This is a genomic window from Bifidobacterium sp. FKU, assembly GCF_026016385.1.
Taxonomy (GTDB): Bacteria; Actinomycetota; Actinomycetes; order Actinomycetales; family Bifidobacteriaceae; genus Bifidobacterium; species Bifidobacterium infantis.
This window is the reverse complement of record NZ_CP092888.1, coordinates 2,261,770-2,287,500: the sequence shown is the minus strand read 5'-3', so window position 1 is coordinate 2,287,500 and position 25,731 is coordinate 2,261,770. Positions and strand designations below refer to the sequence as shown.

Sequence of the window (25,731 nt, the reverse complement as noted above, 5' to 3'; positions counted from 1 at the left end):
TCGGTTGAAAGACTATCGGGAGGATGATGGCAATGGCGTCATTTGCTGAACTAACGGATGATATGGACCTCGCCGCGCTCGCGGCGAAGCGCAGTCGGTACACCACGCTGATGGTGATACTCGGCGTCTTCGGCGGCGGCCTGTATGGCTACACGCTGACGGCACTCTCCGGCGCGTTGATCACCATGAACATCGGCTCGGGCGAAGGTGGGCTGCTGACTACCGGGGAGCAGGGCGTCATCACATCCCTGTTGCTGCTCGGCGCGGTCATCGGGTCCTTCCTCTCCGGAGTGCTCAACGACGTGCTCGGCCCCCGCAAGATGATTCTCGCCGGCGCGGCCCTCGCGGTCCCCGGCACCATCGTCTGCGCGGTCAGCCCGAATCTGGTGGTGCTGTGCATCGGTCGCCTCGTGATGGGTCTGGCCATCGGCTTCACCTCCACCATCATCCCGCTGTATCTGGGTGAGATGACCTCCTCCACCAAGCGCGGCCGCGTGGTGTCCGTCAACTCGGTGATGATTGTGGTCTTCCAGCTGCTTGCAGTGTCCGTCAACGCGGTGCTCAACCTGTCCGGAGCCGGTTGGCGAGCCATGATGTGGGCCGTAGCCGTGCCCGCCGTGCTGCTGCTCGTCGTCTCGCTCGTCATCCACGACAGTCCGTACTACCTTGCCCGTCACGGACTTGACGCCGCCGCAGTGCGCGAACTCGTCGAGACCCGCGACCTTGAGGAGGCCCGCGCCGCCTACGAATCGATGAGCGACACCGAGCCCGCTGCGGATGCGGATCGTCCGGCCAAGCGCATGAGCTTCCGTGAACCGTGGCTGCGCCGCGTGCTCATCGTAGGCATCGGCGTGGCTCTCATGAACCAAGTCGGCGGACAGAACATGATCAACTACTACGCACCGACCATCTTCTCCAGCACCCTCGGCTTCGACTCGTCCATGTCCATCGTGGCCACCGTCCCGGTGATCGCGGTCTCCGCCGTCGCCGCCATCGTCGGCGGCCTTGGCCTCATCGACAAGATCGACCGCCGCGTGATCATGCTCGTTGGTCTGACCGGCACCGTCGTCTTCCTGGTCGCCATCGGCGTGAGCTACATCTTCGTCAACGCCAACCCCGGCTCTCAGGCGGCCGCGTGGGTGATGATCGTGCTCATGATGATCTACCTCGTGTTCGTGCAGGGCATGGTGGCTCCGGTCTGCTGGCTGCTGCTCGCCGAGATCTTCCCCTCTGCGGTTCGTGCTCGTGGCGTGGGCTACGCCAACATCGCCATGAACATCACCAACTGTCTGCTTTCACTGGTATTCCCGATTCTGCTGAGCCTGATCGGCGGTTCCGGTACGTTCTTCCTGTTTGCCGCGATCAACGTGGGCTGCTGGATCTTCGTCAAGGTCCTCGTGCCCGAAACGCGCGGCAAAAGCCTCGAGCAGATCGAGCGTGAGGCGAGAAGCGCGGTCGCGGGCTGACCTCCGGATCATTTTCCTAAGAGAGATAGGGGCGCCGCATCTGGCATGTGCCGGGTGCGGCCCTTTTGCGTCGGTGCGGATCCGCGGGGTGTGTCCATGCTTCGCGAGGCGGTTCCGTGCGTGCGGTGGTTCCACTGTGTGGTGTGTTCTTCGCCGAAACGTTGCGTGCGGTTGCATTGGGCGGGTTCCCGTTGCGCCGCCATGTCGGTGAGATGTCGTCGGGGATGGCGTGTCCGCGTGCGTTGTGACGCGTTTTTATGGTTGTCTGTCACTTTTGCACTTTATGGACAAGATGTCCGTAAAATGGTTTGACAGTCGTGGTGGTGGCGCGTAGATTGTTCTTCATGGGGCCGACCGGAGAGCAAGCCGAACGGCTCCTGGTCCACGGCACGGCAGCCGGGGCTCATCCAACCCGTGCGCAAAAGCACCAGACCGACAGTAAGAGAGGCTGAACATGCGTTTCAGCGGCGAACAGTATGTATACAAGTTCTCGGAAGGCGACGCGTCGATGCGCAACCTTCTGGGCGGCAAGGGTGCCGGCGTGGCCGAAATGACCAAGCTGGGCATGCCGGTGCCGGAAGGCTTTACCGTCAGCACCGAAGCGTGCGTGCGTTACTTTGCTGACGGCGGCAAGGTAGATGACGAAATTAAGTCCCAGATTTTTGATTCTTTGTCTGAAATGCAAGAATCTTTGGGGAAGCGGCTTGGTGACCCTGAGAATCCGCTCCTGGTCTCCGTGCGCTCCGGCGCCCGCGTCTCGATGCCCGGCATGATGGACACGATCCTCAACCTCGGACTCAACGAGGACGTGGTCCGCGCGCTCGTCGAGAAGACCGGCAACGCCCGCTGGGCATGGGACTCCTACCGTCGATTCATCCAGATGTACTCCGACGTGGTCATGGGTCTCGACAAGGCCTGCTTCGAGGGAGCCCTCGACGAGCTCAAGCGGGAACGCGGCGCCGAGCAGGACACCGATCTGACCGCCGAGGATCTCGAAGGCCTCGTGCGTCTCTTCCTCGACGAATACCGCCGTCAGGTGGGACGCTCGTTCCCCACCGACCCGATCGAGCAGCTTATGGAGGCCGTGCAGGCTGTGTTCCGCTCCTGGGACAACCCACGCGCCATCTACTTCCGCCGCATGAACTCGATTCCCGACACCTGGGGCACCGCCGTGACCGTGCAACGCATGGTCTTCGGCAACATGTCCGCCGACTCGGGCACCGGCGTGGCGTTCTCGCGCAACCCCTCCACCGGCGAGAAGGGCCTGTTCGGCGAATACCTGATGAACGCGCAGGGTGAGGACGTCGTGGCCGGCATCCGCACCCCGCAGGCCATCAGCCACCTGAAGGAACAGAACCCGGCCGTCTACGAGCAGTTCACGCACATCGTCGACAAGCTGGAGCTGCACTACCGGGACATACAGGACATGGAGTTCACCATCGAGGAAGGCAAGCTCTACATGCTGCAGACGCGCAATGGCAAGCGTACGCCGCAGGCAGCCTTCCGCATCGCCAGCGACTTCGTCGACGAGGGCATCCTTACCCAGGAGGGAGCCGTCTGCTCGGTCGACCCCAAGTACATCACCGCGCTGCTGCACCCGCAGTTCGACGCTAAGGCGTTGGCCAGTGGCACCGTGCTCGGCACAGGCCTGCCCACCTCGCCGGGAGCCGCCACCGGGCGTGTGGTGTTCAGCGCCGAGGACGCGGTCGAATGGACCAAGCGCGGCGAACAGGTGATTCTCGTCCGCCTCGACACCACGCCCGAAGACATCGACGGCATGCACTACGCACAGGGCGTGCTCACCGCTCGCGGCGGCATGACCAGCCATGCGGCCGTAGTGGCCCGCGGCATCGGCCGTTGCTGCGTGTCCGGTCTGTCCGGCATCGAATTCGAACAGGACGAGACGGGTCATATCACCGGCTGCGCGATCGGCGGCACGCCCGTGGCAGAAGGCGACTGGATCTCCCTGGACGGCAATGCCGGCAAGGTGTACGCCGGGCGCATTGCCGCTGTGCCGGCCTCTATCTCCGGCGCATTCGGCCGAGTGATGGGCTGGGCTGACCGCTTCCGCCGTCTGGAGGTGCGGGCCAACGCCGACACCCCGGCCGACGCCAAGCAGGCCCGTGAATTCGGTGCCGAAGGCATCGGCCTGTGCCGCACCGAGCACATGTTCTTCCAATCCGACCGCATCGCCGCCATCCGTGAGATGATTGTGGCCTCCAACGAGCAGGAGCGCCGTCGCGCGCTCGACAAGCTCCTGCCCATGCAGCGCGAGGACTTTGAGAACCTTTACGAGGCGATGGAGGGCCGTTCGGTTACCGTGCGCCTCATCGACCCGCCTCTGCACGAGTTCATTCCCAAGACCGCAGAGGCTGTGGCCGAACTCGCCGCTCAGACCGGCCATGACGCCGAATACATCACCAAGGTGGTCGAGGAGCTCAAGGAGGTCAACCCGATGATGGGCCATCGCGGATGCCGCCTGGCCGTCACCTATCCGGAGATCGCGCGCATGCAGGCGCAGGCCGTCATCGAGGCCGCGATCAACGTCAAGCGCCGCCACCCGCAGTGGACGGTCGCCCCGGAGATTATGGTGCCGCTCGTTGTCAACCGCTGCGAGCTTGACTATGTCAAGCAGCAGGTCGAGGAGACCGTCAACCGCATACTCGCCCAGGCCGACGACCTGACGATGGTGTGCCAGATTGGCACCATGGTCGAAACGCCGCGAGCCGCACTGCGCGCCGACGAAATCGCCGCCAGCGCCGAGTTCTTCTCCTTCGGCACCAACGACCTGACGCAGATGACGTTCGGCTTCAGCCGCGACGATTCCGCACGCTTCCTGCCCGACTACTACGCCAAGCACATCCTCGATGAGGACCCGTTCGCGCACCTGGACACCAAGGGCGTGGGCCATCTCATCGAAATCGCGTCCAAGCTTGGCCGACGCACCCGTCCGAACCTGCGACTCGGCGTGTGCGGCGAACACGGCGGCGACCCGAAGTCCATCGCTTTCTGCGAACAGGCCGGACTCGACTACATCTCCTGCTCGCCGTTCCGCGTACCGGCCGCACGACTGGCTGCGGCTCAGGCGGCCATCGGCTGCCGCGCACCCGTGCGCCGCTGAACGGACCAACGATCACATCCGACCCGCATCACCCGTCCGACCGCTTAGCCTTCCTTCCGATGGGCGTGAGGACGAGCGGGCCGGGCATTCACCTGTCACCCCTATCTAAGAGATGAGGAAATCAATGATCATGCCGAACATTCCACGCGAACGACTCGTGGAACTCAAGCGTTTCGCCGGTGAGATACGCAAGGAGACCGTCAAGGAGATCTCCGTCTTCGGCACCGGACACATCGGCGGCTCGCTGTCCATCGCGGACGTGCTCGCCGTACTCTACGGCGAAGAGATGCAGGTTCGTGTCGACGATCCGCGTTGGGAAGGTCGTGACTGGTTCGCTCTGTCCAAGGGCCACTGCGCCCCCGCCCTGTACGCCACGCTCGCCCTGAAGGGCTTCTTCCCGAAGGAATGGCTCGCCACGCTCAACCAGAACGGCACCAATCTGCCCAGTCACGCCGACCGTCTCAAGGTGCCCGGCGTGGACATCACCGCCGGTTCTCTCGGCCAGGGTGTCTCCGTGGCCGCCGGTGTGGCCGCCGCGATGAAGATGAACGGCAAGTCCAACCGCGTGTACGCAATCGTCGGCGACGGTGAGAGCCAGGAGGGTCAGGTCTGGGAGATGGCGTTGTTCGCCGCCCAGCAGCGACTCGACAACCTCACCGTGTTCGTGGATTACAACAAGCTCCAGCTCGACGGCTTCTGCGCCGACATCTGCGACATGGGTGACATGGCCGCCAAGTTCGCCTCCTTCGGCTGGTATGCGCAGAACCTCACGGACGGCAACGACGTGGAGGTGATTCTCTACGCCATCGAACGCGCCAAGGAGCAGACGGATGGCAAGCCGAACGTCATCGTGCTTAACACGCTCAAGGGTCTGGGATGGAAGGACATCGAAGGCCAGCCCAAGGGCCATTCGACCACGATCAGCGCCGAACAGCGCGATGAGGCCATCCGCCAGATCGACCAGATGACCGAGGCCGAGGTGGCGAAGATCAAGGCATCCAGCCCGCTGGGCAAGTGACACCTGCACGAATCCGAACCTCGGGGCGGCAATCCGCCCGAGTCGAACACAACGTCGAACAATCAAGGAAAACGAAACATCATGATCGTCAATGAACTCATTCCCGAGCCGCAGGCCATGCGCGACGCCTTCTGCGACAAGCTCATCGCCCTAGCGGAAAACGATCCGGACCTGGTGGTGCTGGACGCCGACCTGATGGGCGCCATGGGCACCAAGCCCTTTCTGAAGCGCTTCCCCAACCGCGCCATCGACTGCGGTATCCAGGAAGCCAACATGGTCTCCGTGGCCGCAGGCCTGTCCCTGACCGGCAAGGTGCCCTTCGTACACACCTTCGCTCCATTCATGTCCCGCCGCGCCACCGATCAGGTCTTCATCTCCGGCGCCTATCAGGGAGCCAACGTCAAGCTCATCGGCTCCGATCCGGGCATCACCGCCCAGACCAACGGCGGCACCCACATGCCCTTCGAGGACATGGGCATCATGCGTTCCATCCCCACCATGACGGTGATCGAGCCCACCGATGCGACCATGCTCAACTCCGTCATGGATTGGATGGCCGGAACCTATGGCATGCAGTACATGCGTCTGGTGCGCAAGTCCTGCACCAAGGTGTACGAGACCGGTACCCAGTTCACTGTGGGCAAGGCGTCCACCCTGGTTTCCGAGCCCGGTGCCGAGGTGACTATCATCGCCTCCGGTTGGTGCGTGGTCGAATCCCTCAAGGCCGTCGAACTGCTGCACCATGAAGGCATCGTCGTGCGCGTGCTCGACATGTTCACCTGGAAGCCGCTCGACGAGCGTGCCGTTATCGACGCAGCCTACGACACCGGCGCGATCGTGACCGCTGAGAACCACAGCATCACCACCGGCTTGGCCGCAGCCGTCAGCGAGGTCGTCGTACGCCATGAGCCGGTGCCGATGGAATTCGTCGGCGTCCACGACCGCTTCGGCCAGGTCGGCAAGGCCGACTATCTGGCAGAACAGTACGGCTTGGCCGCTGCGGACATCGTCGCAGCGGCCAAGCGTGCTGTGGCGCGTAAGCCGGCCTGAAGGACATTCCTGGCGCTGCAGGGCCTGTTCGCCTGACTCCGTTCGGGTGGGCCGGCTCGGCATGGGCCGGTGACCGGATACCTGATGACCGGATACGCAAGGCCCTTCCCCTCTCCATAGGTGGGGGAAGGGCCTTGCGTATCCTAAGCAGGATGGAAACCGGAGGTGCGGAACTCGGGGATTGGTCTGATGGGCATCACCTCACTTACTTGGAGTTCTCGGAAAAGTTGATGTGGTAGACGCGGGTGTTGGTACCGTCCTCCGACGTGACGATCACACGCGCCTCGTCGGCCGTACGCACCACGGTGACGGCAACGTTGGTGCCGGTCGGCAGTGCTTCGACGGTCGGAGCGGCGCCGGCGGCGTGAACGTGCCTGGCGACGTGCTCGTGATCGGCTTCGACGGCATCTCATCCGGCGAATACAACGTGCCGACCCTCACCACCGTGGCGACCGACTTCCGCGGCGTGACCAACACCTCCGTGTCGCTGCTCATGCGCCGCATCGAGCACCCCGACGACGAGTTCTACCCGCAAACCGTCAACGTCGGCTACCGTCTGATCGAACGCGAGTCGACCCGGCGATAGGGACGTCCTGCCATCCATGCGTGCGGATGTAGACGGCATGCTCGCGCAGATATTGCCTGAGGTACGGTATGGCGAAATCAATTGTTCCGTACCCATCCCATTTTCAATCACCTGCGTGAGCCGCATCCCAATTGTTGGACTGGAGTAATTCATGTCCGATGATTGGAGGTGCGGTTCAGAGTATTCACTGTATTCACTCCTACGTCAGTTCGCTATCAGTTCGCCATCAGCCCCAGCGCGATGGCGGTGATCAGCACGTACGCCTCGCGCGGGTCGGTGGCATCCCAGCCGGTGGATTCGGCGGCGCGCTTCAAACGGTAGCGAATCGTATTGGGATGTACGTTGAGCTCCTTGGCCGTGGTTTCGAGCGAACCACCGAACTTTAGGAATGTGGAGACGGTGAGCAGCGTCGGATCGTCCGGGCCGGCCGCGGTCAGGCTTCCGTAGACCACGCGGACCAGTTCGTCACGGGCGTCCGCGTCGCCGATCAACGCGCGTTCGGGCAGGGCGTCGTCGGTGCGTAACGGGCGCGGCAATGGCTGCACGGTGGCGGCCAGAGCCGGCGCGGCCTGAAGACAGTAGAGCGTGGCCTGAATCGAACGCATCGCGCCATCGGCACCGGTGCGCTGCGGACCCAAGGCGATTGGCCGATCGGCGGCGAACGACGGGGCTATGGTATTGCAGATGATTTCCGGCGTGGCCGCACCGACCGGACGAATCAACGCCACTACGGCGGTGCTGTTGCCGATCGGGCGCTTGGCGGTCAGACACACACCGCCGAAATCGGCCACGATTTTCTCGATTTCCTTGGCCGTACGTGCGGCGGACCGGGCAGGGTATCCGGCGATGGCATAACAATCGAAGTCATGCTCGAAGCCGAGGATGGTGAACAGGGACTCCACTCGTTCGTCGGCCAGATGATTGAACAGGCACTCGAACAGCACGGTGCGTACGCGGTTGGTCGCGGCGATGCCGGGTGCGGTCGAACCGGATGAATCGGGCGCACTGGGCGTACCGGACGCACCGGACGAATCGGCAACGTCGGCAGCAAGAAGTTCGAGAAAATCTGACATAGTCACTAGTGTAGCGTCGCTGATTGGCGTTGCCTTTCAGCCAAAGACTCTCGCCAATACGTCAGCACCACGAATCCGAATACAAACGCAACCGGCAACATGTGCCGCTCGAAATTATTGGCCGGCGCGGTAATCATCACGCCCATCAGCAGTAGCAGCGGAATATGGGTCATGAGGGTGAGCCAACGTCGGCGAATCACCTCGGCCGCGCCGATCAGCAATGTCATCACCACGTAGAAATTGCCGTGCGTGGGCCAGCCGAGTACGGGAATGCTGCCCCATATGCGAGTGAAGCCGGCGATGTGCTCACGCCAGACATGGTTGTAATCCTTGATCCATGTGGAGTTTTTCTGCACGTAATCGCTGGTCACGTAATAATCCATCGATACGTACGGCTGATCGTTCACATTGAAGTATCCGAAGCATTTGGCCAGCAGCGCATCCAACGCGATGATCGGATTGTCCTTGACGATTTCGAACCATGCCTTGTTGAAATTGGTCATATCCTCGGGCGTCACCGTGCGCCACTTGTAGCTGACCTTCTTGGCCTGAATACCGGAGGATTTCACCGGGTCGGCATCCTGCTGGGAGTAAGCGTCGGCCATCTGATCGAGATTGAAGACGGGCGCGAGGTTCTTTTTGGCTTCGTCTGAAATGCCGTCCGGATTGCGCTGGGCCACGCGGGCGATCATCTGCAGCTGTACGCCGCGGCTTTCGATTGGGTCGCCGCCGATGATCGCGCCAGAGGAGATGGCGAAGGAGATGCCGCCGTGAATCAGTACGGTGGGGATGAGCAGCGCCACGACGTAAGTCGCCCAGCGCTTGCGGTCGGCGATCAGAGCCAGCACGATTTGTAGGGCGATGATGTACCACGCATATTTCGCGGAAATCAGCATCACCGATGTGGCCAGGATAAAGGCGATGAAACTGTGGCGCGGCAAGTGGACGGGCGTGGCGATGGCAGTGGCCTGAGGATGTTTGCGGGTGCCGACGGGGTGCCAGGTCTGGACGAGTTCATACCAGACGCTGAACCACCAGACGAACGAGAACGCGAACAGCGGCGATTTGGTGATGGAGATAGTGGAAAACACGGCCAGCGGGCAGACCATGAAGAACAGCAGAATCAGGAATCGAGCCAATCCTCCGGCCTGTGGGGGAACGGCGGAATCCGTTGCCGTTTTTCCTATCCAAGGCCGGTTCAGGAATCGATTGGCGGCGGCAGCGCAGCAGAACACGGCGAACAGCGTCTGCAGGGCAGCCAACGTCACGATGCCGGCATCGTTTGAGCCGGTCAGATGCCTCGCAAACGTGACTATCGCGCCATAGAACACAGTGAGTACCACATTGTGCTGGTCGGTCAGATACGTGGGATCGGACGGCCACATGTAGTGCGCAGTGGGGTAGATGTCCATCGGCACGAAGGAGAAGAAGCCGATATAGGGCTGTTTCAGGCCGGTCCACTGGTTCCAGGCCCAGCTGAATTCACGGATCTGTGAACGAACATCAGCGCCGAATGCGGCAAGCAGCGTGGCAGGCACCCAGAGCCAGCCGACAAAAAACACCAGCATAAGCTTCCAGAACCGGTTCGTGCCGCGTGTGATCCAGCGGTCCAGAACAGTGACGGTGGACGTGACGATAGCGCGAACGGTACGACGGGTCTTGGCTGGTTGGCTGGCCTGCTGATCGGCGGCGGGCCGTGATGTTTCGCTATTCTGCTGATGGTGACGTAGGCGCTCGCCGATAGCCCTCGGCAGTATGCGCTGGCCTGCTGCGAATCGCACCATCAGTGTGATGATTCCGAGATATATCAGGAATGACACGACGGATATTGCGGTATTGGCCCAGTTCCAATGGGCGAGGGTGCCGTTCTCCTCGTCCCAGTACAGCGGGCCGACCGCCGTGCACAGTGCAAGCCACAGGCAGGCCAGCGCGGCCAGTGTCCAGCGCGCGGCAGCGCCCACGCGCGCAAGATGCGGGTGGGATTGGCGGCTGGATACGGCGGCAAGCTTCGCGGTGGCTGGTGACGTCATGACAATATATGGTAGCCGCACAGGTCAACGGTTGATATTCGATGTCTGCCGGGCATTGCCATTGTTCGCAAGCCAATACGACGGCCGGGTGCATGCGTGGGTTCGGCGAATGCGGAATTTCCGAAGTTGTGAACGTTAACACGGGCTATGTGGGTGAAAGTGGTTGATTTTTTGCGCTTTCCATGGAATATCGCGGGTAAAAAACGGCGCAACCGAGGTAACGTAGTGTCCATGATGATTGCATTGAAAGCTGCAACGCCGCAGCTACCCAGAACTACAGCCGTCGCGGATCATGTGGTCGCCGTGGACGAAACCGATTCGACCAACGCGCTGGCCGCACAGATGATCGGCGACGGGTCGTTGACGCTGCCCGACCACCAGGATGGCGAACTGGCGGTGGTCGTGGTGGCCGCCGACCGGCAGACCGCCGGCCGTGGCCGCAATGGTCACAAGTGGGTCAGTCAGCCCGGCCGTTGCTCGACGATGTCCTATGCCGTGCGCATTCCGCGCGCGATCGCCACCGATGAATCCGTCAACGGCTGGTTGCAGATGATCGCCGGACTGGTCACGCTGGATGCGCTGAACGGCATGATCGAGGAGTATGGTGCTGCGCCAAACCAGTCGGACTGCTTTCTTGAGCTCAAATGGCCGAATGATGTGTTCTGCCACGGGCTCAAGCTGGGCGGGCTGCTCTCGGAGCTGGTGATTCCGCCGTCGTCCGGTACCGGTACTGATGCTGATGCTGATGCTGATGCCGATGACGACGTCGTCATCGTGTTCGGCGTCGGCCTGAACTTGGCCTTGGGCGCCTGCCGGCTGCCCACGCCGCAATCGACCTCGCTGCAGCTGCATGTCTCCGGGCTGCCGTCGTTCGGCGAGATGCGCGATGCGGTGGCCGAACGTCAGGTCGAGGGCTTCCGCGAGCGGTTGGCGAAGTTCATCGCCGACCCGAAGGGCCAGGCCGAGTCGTTGCGCGAGGAAATGAAGGCGGTGTGCTGGGCGCGCGGCCGTCAGGTCGAGGCGCACTTCACGGACGGCACCACGCTGACCGGCGAAGCCATCGGCCTCAACGAAGACGCCTCACTGATCCTGAGAACACAAGACGGCACGGACCATACGGTCCGCACCGCCGATGTGGGAGTGCTGTAATAGCCGGCCAGTAGCTAGCTAGTAGCTTAGGTCAGCGACCGAGCTTGGACAGGCCGGCGGTGGCCAGAGAGACCACCACGGCCTTGATGGCGTCGTCGACAACGAAGCCCATGGAGGCCAGGGCCACGGCGGCGAGCGGTGCACCGGTCAACGCGGACTGGATGACGAAGCCGAAGGCGTACGCCCCTATGTTTGCGTGATATCGCCGTGAATGGCGGACGGTATGCGATGAATGAAGGGGATCGGTCGTTTCGCGGCATGATGGCGGTGCGGATTGTCCATATTGCGGACGCTCCACACCGCATGCAAACTGCATATGATGCGAAATCAAGCGGATACGATGCGAACTGACCTGTGCCGAATCGGCCTTGGCCGGCCGCATTGCGCCCGCTTGCTGTGAGCCTTCCCCTGAACTTACGGTTGCCATCGTAGAGGTGTTCGATTTCGTGCGGTTTCGTATCAAGTTACAAAATTATCGATTTTGATTTGTCGTAAGTTGACGAATGGGGTAGTAGCGTCAACTTATGTAACGTCGATTCTGATGGCTGCAAACGTTGCAATATCGGTCTTGATGGCGATTTTTGCCAACGGTTACGATGCTGAAACCTACGTGCGCGTTTGTTTAATGCCTACAAAAGGGCGTGAACGCTTTTGTGAGAACGTGGATTGCCTTATTCCCTATATAAGAAGCAGAATTTGACACTATGGCTCATACTGTCAAAAAACTGCTGATTGCGAACCGAGGCGAGATTGCGCTTCGCGTGGTGCGCACGGCCAAGGAGATGGGTATCTCCACCGTGGCCGTCTACTCCGAACAGGACCGCAATAGCCGCTATGTGGACATGGCCGACGAGGCATACCTGCTCTCCGGCGACACCTACAAGGACACGTACCTCAACGAGGATCTGCTGATCGACATCCTGCGCAAGACCGGTTCGGACGCCGTGCATCCTGGCTATGGATTCCTTTCCGAAGTGCCGAGCTTCGCGCAGAAGGTCGAGGACGCCGGTGCCATCTGGGTGGGTCCGCATCACACCGCGCTGGTGGATTTGGGCGACAAGATCACCGCCCGCCGAGTGGCCTTGCGCGCCAAAGTGCCGCCGGTGCCTGGCCTGTCCGAACCGGTGACCGACGTGCGAACGCTGCTCGACTTCGCACACACCCACGGCTACCCGATCATGATGAAGCGCACTGATGGCGGTGGCGGCCACGGCATCACCGTGGTGCATGACGACGAGGAGCTGCGCCGCTTCTACATGAACCACGACGCGCTGCAAGGCGGCGATCTGAAGGAATACTTCATCGAGAAGTTCGTGGACAAGGCACGCCACGTCGAGACCCAGTCCGGGCGCGACTCGCACGGCAACTTCACCGTGTACTCCACCCGTGACTGCTCGTTGCAGCGTCGCAACCAGAAACTTGTGGAAGAGGCGCCCGCGCCCTTCCTGCCCGAGGAAATCATCAGCACGCTCGAGGAATACTCCCGCCGCCTGTTCACCACGGTCGGCTACGTGGGCCTCGGGACCTGCGAATTCATGGTGACCCCGAACGGCAAGGTGTACTTCCTGGAAGTCAACCCGCGTCTGCAGGTGGAGCACACCGTCTCCGAAGAGGTCAGCGGCCTCGACCTGGTGCGCGAACAGCTCAATATCGCCGCCGGCGGCGAGCTCACCCGTGCCCCCGAACCGCGCGGCCACAGCTTCGAACTGCGCATCACCAGCGAAGACCCGGCCACCAACCTGACCCCCGGCTCCGGCACCTTGGAGAAGATCCAGTGGCCGGCCGGCCCCGGCGTGCGCATCGATACCGGTGTGGAACAGGGCGACACCATCTCCCCGAAGTTCGATTCGATGATGGGCAAGGTCATCGTCACCGCCCAGAACCGTCTCGATGCCGTGGCCCGTGTGCGTCGCGTACTCGATGAGCTTGTGATCGAAGGCGTGCCCACGCCGATTCCGTTGTTCAAGGAAATCTTCCGCAACGACGACTTCACCGCCGAGCATGGCCATCCGTTCGCCGTGTCCACCAAGTGGCTGGAACGCACGTACCTGAACCGCACACCGGCTTCCGCCGCCTCCGGCCAGCCGGCCTCCTTGGCCGCCGCCCCGGGTGCCGCTGCCCCGGCCGCGCCCGACAGGTCCAAGTCGGAGACGTTCGTCATCGAGATGAACAACCGCCGCGTCAAGCTCACCGTGCCGCTCGACATCGTGGAGAACATCACCGGCTCGGCCCGCGCCCGCGGTGCCAAGCGCCCCACTCAGCCGTTGCGCGGCGCGGGGCTGCACAATGTGTCCTCCGGTGCCGCCAAGTCCGGCGACGGCGCCAAGTCCGGCATCATCGCCTCCCCGATGCAGGCCGTGGTCACGCGCATCAACGTGTCCGAAGGCCAGCAAGTGGCCAAGGGCGACCTTCTGGTGGTGCTCGAATCCATGAAGATGGAGAACTACGTGTACGCGCCGGCCTCCGGCGAAGTGAAGAAGATTTTCGTTGGCCCGGCCGACGGCGTGGAGGCCGGCGACACGCTGGTCACGCTGGACGTGGCCAAGGCCGCCGACGTCAAGAAGGAGGGTGGCAATGACTGACATCATGGATTCGCCGGCCGTGAAGGCCACGGCTGCGGCCTCGGTCGCCAACGCCGCCCAGCCCTCGGCCCACCAGCCGCTGCGCACCGCCGTGGTCAAGGCCGCCGAACTGGCCCGCGCCGCCGAAGAGCGCGCCCGCGACAAGCAGCACGCCAAAGGCAAGAAAACCGCGCGCGAACGCCTCGACCTGCTCTTCGACACCGGCACGTTCGAGGAGATCGGCCGCTTCCAGGGCGGCAACATCGCCGGCGGTAACGCCGGTGCAGCTGTCATCACCGGCTTCGGCCAGGTCTACGGCCGCAAAGTGGCCGTCTACGCCCAGGACTTCTCCGTCAAGGGCGGCACCCTCGGCACCGCCGAAGGCGAGAAGATCTGCCGACTGATGGACATGGCCATCGACCTCAAAGTGCCGATCGTGGCCATCGTGGACTCCGGCGGCGCCCGCATACAGGAGGGCGTGGCCGCTCTGACCCAGTACGGCCGTATCTTCCGCAAGACTTGCGAGGCCAGCGGCTTCGTGCCCCAGCTGAGCCTGATTCTCGGCCCCTGCGCCGGCGGTGCCGTCTACTGCCCGGCTCTGACGGACCTCATCATCATGACCCGTGAGAACTCGAACATGTTCGTCACCGGGCCGGACGTGGTCAAGGCCTCGACCGGCGAGACCATCTCCATGGCCGACCTTGGCGGCGGCGAAGTGCATAACCGGGTGTCCGGCGTGGCCCACTACCTCGGCGAGGACGAATCCGACGCCATCGACTATGCGCGCACCGTGCTCGCCTACCTGCCGTCCAACAGCGAAAGCAAGCCGCCGGTCTACGCCTACGCCGTCACCCGCGCCGAACGCGAGACCGCCAAGCGACTCGCCACCATCGTGCCCGCCAACGAACGTCAGCCCTACGACATGCTCGAAGTGATTCGTTGCATCGTCGATTACGGCGAATTCGTGCAGGTACAGGAACTGTTCGGCGCCTCCGCGCTCGTCGGCTTCGCCTGTCTCGACGGCAAGCCGGTCGGCATCGTGGCGAACCAGCCGAACGTGCTCGCCGGCATCCTGGACGTCGACTCGTCCGAGAAAGTCGCCCGATTCGTACGCCTGTGCGACGCGTTCAACCTGCCCGTGGTCACCCTCGTGGATGTGCCCGGCTACAAGCCCGGCTCCGACCAGGAACACGCCGGCATCATCCGCCGCGGCGCGAAGGTGATCTACGCCTACGCCAACGCGCAAGTGCCGATGGTGACCGTGGTGTTGCGCAAGGCGTTCGGCGGCGCGTACATCGTGATGGGCTCCAAGGCCATCGGCGCGGACCTGAACTTCGCGTGGCCCTCCTCCCAGATCGCGGTGCTCGGCGCGGCCGGCGCGGTGAACATCATCCACCGTCACGACCTGGCCAAGGCCAAGGCCTCCGGGCAGGACGTCGATGCGCTGCGGGCCAAGTACATCAAGGAGTACGAGACCAGCACCGTCAACGCGAACCTGTCGCTGGAAATCGGGCAGATCGACGGCATGATCGACCCCGAACAGACCCGTGAGGTGATTGTCGAATCGCTGGCCACGCTCGCCACCAAGCGGCGCGTCAAGCGCACCACCAAACACCACGGCAACCAGCCCCTCTGATTTCTGAAGACATCAACCAAACACAAGTAAGGAAAGCAATGACCACCTTCTTCCTCAATCGCCTGGCCACCGAGCCCCATGCGCTCGCCTTCGCCGGCCAGTCCACCCCGTGGCCGGTAGCCCTGGCAGACCAGACCACCGATCCCAGCCTTGACGAGGCCCTGCGCGGCCACATCGCCGCAGCCAACCGACTGCTCACCCCGGTCGCCGCCGACCTGCTGACCACCACCGGCCGTCCGGTCGACCTGTTCGGCTTCGCTCCGAACCCGGCCCGCCTCGGCGCCGCAGCCGACGCCACCGCGTCCGTGGAAGGCGTGGCCCTGACCCAGCTCGGCGCCCTGCTCGACTTGGAACACCTTGGCTACAGTGTGGCCGCCGCCAAGCCGGTTGCCGTGCTCGGCCACTCCCAGGGCGTGCTCGCCGTGCACATGGCCCGTGCCATCGAGGCCGCCGGTTCCATCGAGGCCGCCGGCGCCACGCTTGACGAGATTCTGGCCGTGGCCGCCCTGATCGGTGCAGCCGGAACCCGCCGCGTGCGCGAACTGGGCCTGAACCCCAAGTATGGCGAGGCCAGTCCGATGCTCTCCGTCAAGGGCGCCACCCGCGAACAGGTTGAGGCTCTGGTCAAGCGCGTGAACAACGCCCGAGGCCCGATCTCCATCGCCGTCACCAACTCCGACAACCACCACGTGCTTTCCGGCTACCCGGAAGACCTGGCAGCACTCGCCCTCGAAGCCGAGCGCGAGCACAAGCACCAGGCCAAGCTGCGTGAACAGAAGCTCCACGGCGGCACTGTGTTCAACCCCACTCTCGAATACCTCGAAGTCACCCTGCCCTTCCACTCTCCGCTCATGGCCGAAGCTGTTGAGCGGACCGTGTCTTGGGCCGGCGCCTGCGGCTTTGACCAGGATCGCACCCGCGCACTCGCTGCGGAAGTGCTGCTCAACCATGTGGACTGGAATGCCCGCGTCAAGGCGCTGTTCAACGCCGCCGACCCGGCCAAGCTGTGGATTGTGGACCTCGGCCCCGGCAACACGCTTGGCAAGCTGATCGGCAACGTGGTGCAGGGCACCGGCATCGGCGTGGTCGAAGCCACCACGCTGTCCGAACGCTCCACGCTCTCCACGCTGGAAAGCGAGCCTGAGCGCACCCAGAACTGGAAGGCGTTCGCCCCGCGCGTCATCAACACCCCGGCCGGCGCCAAGCTGGTCACCAAGTTCTCCAAGCTCACCGGCAAGCCGCCGGTACTGCTGCCCGGCATGACCCCCACCACCGTGGAACCGGAAATCGTGGCCGCCGCGGCCAACGCCGGCTACTGGGCCGAGCTCGCCGGCGGCGGCCAGGTGACCGCCGAAGTGTTCGACCGCCACATCGCCGCCCTCGAAGACGAGCTGGAGGAAGGCCGCACGGTCGAATTCAACGCGATGTTCATGGACCGTTACCTGTGGAACCTGCAGTTCGGTTCCTCCCGCATCGTGCCCAAGAAGCGTGCTTCCGGCGCGCCGATCGACGGCGTGGTCGTCTCCGCCGGCATCCCCGAGCTGGACGAAGCCGTGGCCCTGATCGAGTCGCTGCAGGCGGACGGTCTGCCGTACGTGAGCTTCAAGCCCGGCACCGTGGACCAGATTCGCCAGGTCGTGCGCATCGCCAAGGCCGTGTCCCCCACCACCATCATGGTTCAGGTCGAGGGCGGTGAAGCCGGCGGCCACCACAGCTGGGAAGCGCTGGATGACCTGCTTGCCGCCACCTACGCCGAAGTGCGCGCCTGCGACAACCTCGTGCTGGTCGCCGGCGGCGGCATCGGCACCCCCGAACGCGCGGCCGACTACATTTCCGGCCAGTGGGCCCATGCCTACGGCCTGCCCGACATGCCGGTCGACGGCGTGCTTATCGGTACCGCCGCGATGACCGCCAAGGAGGCTCACACCAGCCCCGAAGTCAAGCAGCTGCTCGTCAAGACGCCCGGTATTCCGGCCGACGCCAAGTCCGACGACGTGTTCGCCCCGCAGGCCGCCCACTGGGTGCCGTCCGGCAAGTCCGTCGGTGGCATGTCCTCCGGCCTGAGCCGCCTGCACGCCGACATTTACGAGCTCGAGAACGACTCCGCCGAATGCGGCCGTCTGCTCGTGCGCGTCATGAAGCACCCCGAAGAGCTCGACTCCCGCCGCAAGGAAATCATCGCAGCCCTGAACAAGACCGCCAAGCCTTACTTCGGCGACCTGGCCTCCATGACCTACCTTGAGTGGGCGCGGCGCTTCGCCGAACTCGCCTTCCCGTGGGTCGACCCGACTTACGCCGACCGCTTCCAGCACCTGCTGCAGCGCATCGAAGCCCGTGTGAACGACACGGACTCCGGCGAATTCACCTCCAAGTTGTTCGCCGCTGATGGCGTTTCTGCTGAAGAGGCAGATGCCGCTGGCCTGCTGACCCACGACGACATTCTCGCCGACCCGGCCCCCGCGCTCGAAAAGCTCGCACTGGCCTACCCGCAGACCGCCGAACTCAAGGTGGTCCCGACCGACGTGGCTTGGTTCCCGGTGCTCGTGCGCGAATACCCCAAGCCCATGCCGTTCGTACCCGTCATCGACAACGACCTGCTGCGTTGGTGGGGTCAGGACCAGCTCTGGCAGTCCGAAGACCAGCGCTACTCCGCCGATTCCGTGCGTGCCATCCCCGGCCCGATCTCCGTTGCCGGCATCACCACCATCGACGAGCCGATCGCCGACATCCTCGGCCGCTTCGAAACCGCCGCCATCAAGCGCGTGCAGGACGAACAGCAAGCCGCCGATGCCGCTGAGAACGACGATTTCGCCGCACTTGGCGAGGCCACCAGCGCCGAAGACTTCATCCGCAAGTCCCCGAACATCTCCTGGGTCGGCCACATCACCGACAACCCGGCCTACGGCACCGCCCTGGGCGACCAGTACTACGAGATCCGCGCGTTTGACGCCGCGGCCGGCAAGTACGATCTGGACATCCACCTCGACACCTACTGGGACAACGACCCGGACGGCGGCACCTCCAAGCACGCCGTGCGCGATATCGTCATCCCGCTCATCGTGGAAGGCACCGAGCCCGGCCGTGTGCCGGTCGTGGACCGCGAACGCCTGATTCCGGACGTCTACGCGATGCTCGCCGCCACCGCAGGCATCGGCAACACCGCCATCACCGGCGACAAGCTCACCGAGATGCCGCAGCTTGACGGCAAGACCTCTGACGAGCGTCCGTTCGGTACCGCAACCGCAACCTACACCCTGTCCGCCAACCTCGGCTTCGACCACGAAGCGGCCACTGGCGCCGCTCTGCCGACCACCCTGCAGCCCAGCCGCATCGCCCCCGATGCGCTGGTCGGCCCTGCCTGGCCGGCAATCTACACGGCGCTCGGCTCCGTGTACGTCAAGGGCTACCCGGTGATTGAAGGCCTGCTCAACGCCGTCCACCTCGACCACCTCATCGAACTTGAGGTGAACGAGGAGGACCTGCTCAAGCACACCGGCGAAACCATCACCCTGAAGTCTTGGGCCGAGGATTACTTCGAGTCCGCCTCCGGCCGCGTGGTCACCATCCACGTGACCCACACCGCCGCCGACGGCACGCCGCTTGCCCGCGAAACCGAGCGTTTCGCGATCCGCGGCCGCGTCTACTCCGATGCTTTGCCGGCAGACGCCCCCGAGTATGGTGGTGCCCTCCTGAATAAGGAAGCGGATGGCTCCGTCGCCGGACAGTCCACTGGACTGTCCGCCTCCTCGCGCGGCCTGCAAGTAGTGCAGGCCACTCCGCGCCGTCTGCTGCGCCGCGTGAAGGTCGTCGCCCCACACGACATGACCGCCTTCGCCCGCACTTCCGGCGACTTCAACCCGATCCACACCTCCACTCGTGGCGCTCGCATCTCCGGCCTGGCCGCCCCGCTCGTGCACGGCATGTGGCTGTCCGCCACCGCCCAGCACGCCGTGCAGGCGACCGACGAGAAGGGTGCCCACTACGAGATTGCCGGCTGGACCTACAACATGTACGGCATGGTCCAGCTTGACGACACCGTCGAAATCTCCGTCGAGCGCGTCGGCAAAGTGCGCCACGGCGGCATGACCCTCGAAGTCACCTGCCGTATCGACGGCCAGCTCGTCTCCCGCGGCACCGCACTGGTCCGTGCGCCGCGCGCCGCCTTCGTCTACCCCGGCCAGGGCATCCAGAAGCAGGGCATGGTTCTGGACGAGCGCGCCAAGTCCGCCGCCGCCCGCGACGTGTGGGAGCGCGCCGACAAGCTCACCCGCTCCAAGCTCGGCTTCTCGATCCTGGGCCTCGTGCGCGATAACCCGAAGGAGCTCACCGCCAACGGCGTGACCTACCGTCACCCCGAAGGCCTGCTCAACCTGACGCAGTTCACGCAGGTGGCGCTCGCGACGGTTGCTTTTGCCCAGACCGCCCGTCTGCGCGAAGCCGGCGCCGACATCTGGCCCGCCTACTTCGCCGGCCACTCGCTCGGCGAATACAATGCGTTGTCCGCGTTCGCCGATGTGATTCCGCTGGAAACCGTGCTGGAGCTCGTGTTCCACCGTGGTTCCACCATGCACCACCTCATCGAGCGTGACGCACAGGGTCGCTCCAACTACCGCATGGGTGCCCTGCGTCCGAACCAGTTCGGTGTGGACGACGCGCACGTCAAGGAATACGTGGAATCCGTGGCCAAGGCCTCCGGCGAATTCCTGGAGATCGTGAACTACAACCTCGCCGGCCAGCAGTACGCCATCGCCGGTACGATCGCCGGACTCAAGGCCCTGAAGGCCGATTCCGCCCGCCGCGTGGCCGCATTCGGTGGCAAGCCCGCGTTCATGCTGGTGCCCGGCATCGATGTGCCGTTCCACTCCACGCTGCTGCGCAAGGGCGTGCCGGAATTCCGCGACAAGCTCGACGCGCTGCTTCCCGCTTACATCGACTACCGTGGCCGTCTGGTGGACCGCTACATCCCGAACCTGGTGGCCACCCCGTTCGAGATGACCAAGGAATTCGCCGCCAAGATCCTCGAAGCCGTGCCGTCCGAACGCATCAAGGCCGCGCTCGACGACCCGGCCGTGTGGGATTCCTACGCCGCCGACGACCAGCAGCTCGGCCGTCTGCTCTTGACCGAACTGCTCTCCTGGCAGTTCGCCTCCCCGGTGCGTTGGATTGAAACCCAGACGCTGCTCTTCGGTCAGCGCGAACAGGGCGGCCTCGGCGTGGAAGAATACGTCGAAGTCGGCCTCGGCAACGCCCCGACCCTGGCCAACCTCGGTACCAAGACCCTGCGTCTGCCCGAGTTCGCCGGCAACGATACGGTCGTCTACAACGTCGGTCGCGATGAAGGCCGCGTCTACATGACCGACACCGATTCGCTGGTTCCCGACGACGAGCCGGAAGAGGCTGCGGCCTCGGCCCCGGTCGAAACCGCTCCTGCCGGTGGTTCCGCCGTCGCCAAGCTTGGCTCGGGTGCTGCTCCGGCAAATGCCGCGACTGAGGCTGCTCAGACAACGGATGGCTCCGTCGCCGGACAGTCCACTGGACTGTCCGACTCCTCGCGCGGCCTGCAATCAGGGCAGGCCGCTGCTGGCGCACCGTCTGGTGCCGCCGTCGCCGACCTGCCCTTCAAGGCTTCCGATGCTATCGGCGTACTCATGGCCTACTCCGCCAAGGTACGCCTCGACCAGATCGGCAGCAACGACACCACCGACACCCTGACCAACGGTGTCTCTTCTCGCCGCAACCAGCTGCTCATGGACATCAGCTCCGAGCTGGGAGTCGCCAGCGTGGACGGTGCTGCTGAAGCGACGCTCGACAAGCTCGCCCAAATCGTCAACAAGGCCGCCCCGAACTACAAGCCGTTCGGTGCCGTGCTCTCCGAGGCGCTGCGCGACCGCCTGCGCTCGCTGTTCGGTGCCGCCGGCGTCAAACAGCAGTACATCCGCGACCGTGTGGCCAACGTATGGCAGCTCGGCGAAGGCTGGGTGGCCAGCGTGCTCGCCGCACTGCTGCTCGACACTCGCGAGGGTGCCAGCTCCCGTGGCGGCGACCTGGCCAAGCTGCCCACCGATGCCGTGCAGAACAAGCCGGAAGCCGACAAGCTGATCGATGCGGCCGTTGAGGTCGTCGCCCAGCTCAAGGGTGTTGCCGTGGCCCTGCCGTCCGCCGGTGGTGCCGCTGGTGGCGCTGTGGTCGATTCCGCCGCGCTCGACGCCTTCGCCGAGAAGGTCACCGGTTCCAACGGCGTGCTCGCCGCCACCGCCCGCTTCGTGCTGAACGAGCTCGGCGTGACCGCTCCGGCTCCGGAAGAATCCGAGGACGAGAACGCCGCCGTCGTGGCCGCGGTCGAAGCCGAACTTGGCTCCGACTGGCCCAAGCAGGTCGCTCCGCGCTTCGACGCCAACAAGGCCATCCTCTTCGATGACCGGTGGGCCTCCGCCCGTGAAGACCTCGCCCGCGCCTACTACGGCAACGACCCCGCCGCCTTGAACGGCAGCTTCATCGGCCTTGGCAAGACCATCGCCGCCGAAGCCCAGTGGTTCGCCAACGAGTCGGAGAGCGAGGAGCTTAAGGCCGCCTTCCAGAAGGCCGGCTCCGAGGCCCTCGAACAGGTCGCTTCCAACAAGAACGCCTCCCGTTACGCGAACGACATCGCCATTGTCACCGGCGTGAGCCCGAACTCGATTGCCGCTCAGGTGGTCGAAGGCCTGCTCGCAGGCGGCGCCACTGTGGTGGCCACCTCGCACAGCTTCAAGCCGTCCATCAAGGCTTGGGCCAAGCAGGCCTACCGCGAGCACGCCACCGGCAACGCCAAGCTGTGGCTGGTTCCTGCCAACCTCTCCAGCTACCGCGACGTCGACGCTCTGGTCGACTGGGTGGGCCACGAGCAGAAGAAGACCTCCGGTGCCACCACCACGATTCTGAAGCCCGCGTGGGAGCCGACCCTGTTCTTCCCGTTCGCCGCTCCGCCGGTCCATGGCACGCTCGCCGACTCCGGCGACCTGTTCGAATCACAGGCGCGACTGATGCTGTGGGGCGTGGAACGCGCCATCGTCGGCTTCAGCCACATCGGTGCCGACACCAACGTGCAGCACAAGCTCCACGTGGTGCTGCCCGGTTCCCCGAACCGCGGCGTATTCGGCGGCGACGGTGCCTACGGCGAAGTCAAGAGCGCCTTTGACGCCATCGTCAACCGTGCCCGCGCCGAAAAGGTGTGGTCGAGCCGCGTCACCTTCGCTCACCCGAAGATCGGCTGGGTGCGTGGCACCGGCCTGATGGGCGGTAACGACCCGCTGGTCGCCGTCGTTGAGCGTCACGGCATCCACACCTACTCCACCGCACAGATTGCGGCCAAGCTGCTCGACCTGTGCACTGCCGAATCGCGCGAGCAGGCCCTCAAGGCCCCGCTCGATGTGGACCTGACCGGTGGCCTCGGCTCCGAGCCCATCGACATCAAGGCGTTGCGCGCGGAGGCCATGGCCGATGCGGAGAAGGAAGCTGCTGCGGCCTCGTCTCAGGAAACGGATGGCTCCGTCGCCGGACAGTCCACTGGACTGTCCGACTCCTCGCGTGGGCAGCAAATCAAGGCGCTGCCCACCCCGATCGTCACCAAGCAGGCTTCGGTCGACCTCAACGACTGGACCAACGTCACCGCCAATCCGGAAGACGAAATCGTCATCGTTTCCGTCGGTGAGCTGGGCCCGTGGGGCTCCGGTCGTACGCGCACCCAGGCCGAGCTCGGCATCCACTCGGACGGCACTGTCGACCTGAGCGCCGGCGCAGTGCTCGAACTTGCGTGGAACATGGGTCTGCTGACTTGGGCCGACAGCCCGAAGCCCGGCTGGTACGACACCGACGGCAACCTCGTGCCCGAAGAGGACATCGCCGAGCGCTACCACGACGAGGTCGTGGCCCGCTCCGGCATCCGCCCGTTCGAGGAAGGCATGGGCAACGACTACAAGGACGGTGCTGACGCAGAAGAAGCTGAGGTCTTCCTCGACCACGACGTCACCTTCTCTGTGCCCACCCGCGAAGTCGCCGCCGAATACGTCAAGTTGGACGAGGCTCACACCACCATCGCCCCGGATGAGGAATCCGGCGAATGGAACGTGACCCGCCACGCCGGCTCGATGATCCGCGTGCCGCGCCGCGCCACCATGACCCGCACAGTCGGCGGCCAGTTCCCGAAGGGCTTCGACCCGACCCGATGGGGCATTCCCGCCTCGATGGTCGGCGACGTCGACAAGATCGCCCTGTGGAACATCGTCACCACTGTGGACGCCTACCTGGGCGCCGGCTTCACTCCGGCCGAAATCCTCGAGTCCATCCACCCCTCGCTGGTGGCTTCGACCCAGGGCACCGGCTTCGGCGGCATGATGTCGATGCGCAAGCTGTACCTCGACCGCTTCCTCAACCACGAGATCCCGACCGACATCCTGCAGGAAGCCCTGCCGAACGTGGTCGCGGCTCACGTGATGCAGTCCTACATCGGCGGTTACGGCAACATGATCCAGCCCGTCTCCGCCTGCGCCACCGCGGCCGTCTCCCTTGAAGAGGGCGTTGACAAGATCGCCCTCGGCAAGGCCGACTTCGTGGTCACCGGCGCGATCGACGACATCGGCGTGGAATCCGTGATCGGCTTCGGCAACATGAACGCCACCGCCAATTCAGAGGAAATGTACGGCAAGGGCATCGACGCGCGCTTCTTCAGCCGCGCGAACGATCGTCGCCGTGGCGGCTTCCTGGAATCCCAGGGCGGCGGCACGATCCTCGTGACCCGCGGTGACATCGCCGAAAAGCTCGGCCTGCCGGTCGCGGCCGTGGTCGGCTTCATCCACTCCTACGCGGATGGTGCCCACACCTCGATCCCGGCTCCGGGCCTCGGTGCCCTGGCTGCCGGCCTCGGTGGCAAGGACTCCAAGCTCGTGCACGACCTGGCTAAGCTCGGCGTCTCAGCCGACGACATCGCCGTGGTCTCCAAGCACGACACGTCCACCAACGCCAACGACCCGAACGAATCCGAGCTGCACAACACGCTGGCCCACGCCATCGGCCGCACCGACGGCAACCCGCTGTTCGTGATCTCGCAGAAGACGCTTACCGGCCACGCCAAGGGTGGTGCCTGCATTTTCCAGGTCAACGGTCTGACGCAGCTGTTCAAGTCCGGCGTGATTCCGGCGAACGCGGCGCTCGATTGCGTGGATCCGAAGCTCCAGCGCGACGACCACATGGTCTGGGTTAGGAAGCCCCTGCGCATCGGCGGTGGCGAGGACGAGTTCGGTCGCGAGACCGCTGGTCGCCCGGTCAAGGCCGGTTTGGCCACCTCGCTCGGCTTCGGACATGTTTCCGGCTTCGTGGCCCTGGTTCATCCGGGTGCCTTCGAAGCGGCCGTGGCCAAGGCCGATGGCGAGGCCGCGCTGGAAGCTTGGCGTGAGCGTGCCAACGCCCGCCTGGCCGCCGGCCAGCGTCACCTCGAGGAAGGCATGATGGGTCGCGCCGCGCTCTACGAGCCGATCGACAACCGTCGCTTCCGCGAGGATCACCGTGGCTACGACCACCACGAGGTCGAAAAGGCGATGCTCCTCAACCCGGACGCCCGCCTCGGTGCCGACGGCTACTACGAGGCCTGATTCCTCTGGCTCCCCTCGGTTGAGGGGAGCCAGTAGCGCACCGGATCTCGGCTCCCCTCTTTGAGGGGAGCTCCCGCGAAGCGGGTGAGGGGAGTTCCCCCTGGAGCTTTCTCGCTGGCACAAACTCAGTGAGAGAAATATGCAGAACATACGAAAGCCCCTCCTTCAAAGGAGGGTCTTTCTGCGTTCAAAGAGGTACATTTGCCTGATTGCGGAATACTATCTGCTTTCAAAGGGGTATCGAAACTCTGACATCGCGAGTATGAGCGTTGATATTCCAACGACCATACTCGCAGTTTTGCAGTCTAGGTACTCCTTTGAAAGCAGATAGCATTCCGCAAGACCCCGAATGTACCTCTTTGAACGCAGATAGATGTCTGGGGCGCTGATCACGCCCCTCGACTGAGATATGGGTTAT

General features: G+C 64.1%; 10 protein-coding genes and 2 pseudogenes. 10 read left to right on the top strand and 2 right to left on the bottom strand.

What is annotated here, in order from left to right; translation table 11 throughout:
* Positions 1-32 precede the first annotated feature (32 nt).
* The 5 genes from MMB48_RS10340 (at position 33) to MMB48_RS10320 (ending at position 7,241) form a co-directional block, all read left to right on the top strand.
* On the top strand, positions 33-1,466 hold the full coding sequence (locus MMB48_RS10340; protein ID WP_168928628.1) for a sugar porter family MFS transporter: 1,434 nt from the start codon (positions 33-35) through the stop codon (positions 1,464-1,466).
* A gap of 454 nt (positions 1,467-1,920) precedes the next feature.
* A complete protein-coding gene (gene ppdK, locus MMB48_RS10335; protein WP_032743606.1) occupies positions 1,921-4,587 on the top strand; it encodes a pyruvate, phosphate dikinase in 2,667 nt (888 codons plus the stop codon).
* Positions 4,588-4,711: 124 nt separating this feature from the next.
* On the top strand, positions 4,712-5,605 hold the full coding sequence (locus MMB48_RS10330; protein WP_201786872.1) for a transketolase: 894 nt from the start codon (positions 4,712-4,714) through the stop codon (positions 5,603-5,605).
* An 81-nt stretch (positions 5,606-5,686) separates the two neighbouring features.
* Positions 5,687-6,655 (top strand): transketolase family protein, encoded by a 969-nt coding sequence (locus tag MMB48_RS10325; RefSeq protein WP_050496206.1) that lies wholly within the window; start codon positions 5,687-5,689, stop codon positions 6,653-6,655.
* 232 nt (positions 6,656-6,887) lie between these two features.
* Entirely contained in the window at positions 6,888-7,241 is a 354-nt protein-coding gene (locus MMB48_RS10320) for a substrate-binding domain-containing protein (protein ID WP_050496207.1), read from the top strand.
* A gap of 215 nt (positions 7,242-7,456) precedes the next feature.
* Here the strand turns inward: MMB48_RS10320 and MMB48_RS10315 are convergent, their stop codons facing one another.
* Together MMB48_RS10315 and MMB48_RS10310 are read right to left on the bottom strand one after the other, a co-directional pair.
* Entirely contained in the window at positions 7,457-8,314 is an 858-nt protein-coding gene (locus tag MMB48_RS10315) for a helix-turn-helix domain-containing protein (protein WP_032743609.1), read from the bottom strand.
* Between the two features lie 5 nt (positions 8,315-8,319).
* Positions 8,320-10,344, bottom strand: a complete 2,025-nt coding sequence (locus MMB48_RS10310; RefSeq protein WP_032743611.1) for a DUF6020 family protein — start codon at positions 10,342-10,344, stop codon at positions 8,320-8,322.
* A 231-nt stretch (positions 10,345-10,575) separates the two neighbouring features.
* Here MMB48_RS10310 and MMB48_RS10305 point away from each other — a divergent pair, with 231 nt between their 5' ends.
* The 5 genes and pseudogenes from MMB48_RS10305 to MMB48_RS11750 form a co-directional block, all read left to right on the top strand.
* Positions 10,576-11,493, top strand: a complete 918-nt coding sequence (locus tag MMB48_RS10305; protein ID WP_032743647.1) for a biotin--[acetyl-CoA-carboxylase] ligase — start codon at positions 10,576-10,578, stop codon at positions 11,491-11,493.
* 704 nt (positions 11,494-12,197) lie between these two features.
* Positions 12,198-14,075: a biotin carboxylase N-terminal domain-containing protein gene (locus MMB48_RS10300; protein ID WP_032743615.1), complete on the top strand. Its 1,878-nt coding sequence runs from the start codon at positions 12,198-12,200 to the stop codon at positions 14,073-14,075.
* Positions 14,068-15,690: an acyl-CoA carboxylase subunit beta gene (locus MMB48_RS10295; RefSeq protein WP_032743616.1), complete on the top strand. Its 1,623-nt coding sequence runs from the start codon at positions 14,068-14,070 to the stop codon at positions 15,688-15,690. The genes MMB48_RS10300 and MMB48_RS10295 overlap by 8 nt, the downstream gene beginning before the upstream one ends.
* Before the next feature lie 38 nt (positions 15,691-15,728).
* Positions 15,729-21,072, top strand: a pseudogene (locus MMB48_RS11755) (fatty acid synthase subunit beta domain-containing protein); the annotation flags it as partial.
* 191 nt (positions 21,073-21,263) lie between these two features.
* Positions 21,264-25,313: pseudogene (locus tag MMB48_RS11750) on the top strand (beta-ketoacyl synthase N-terminal-like domain-containing protein); the annotation flags it as partial.
* Positions 25,314-25,731: the final 418 nt, after the last annotated feature.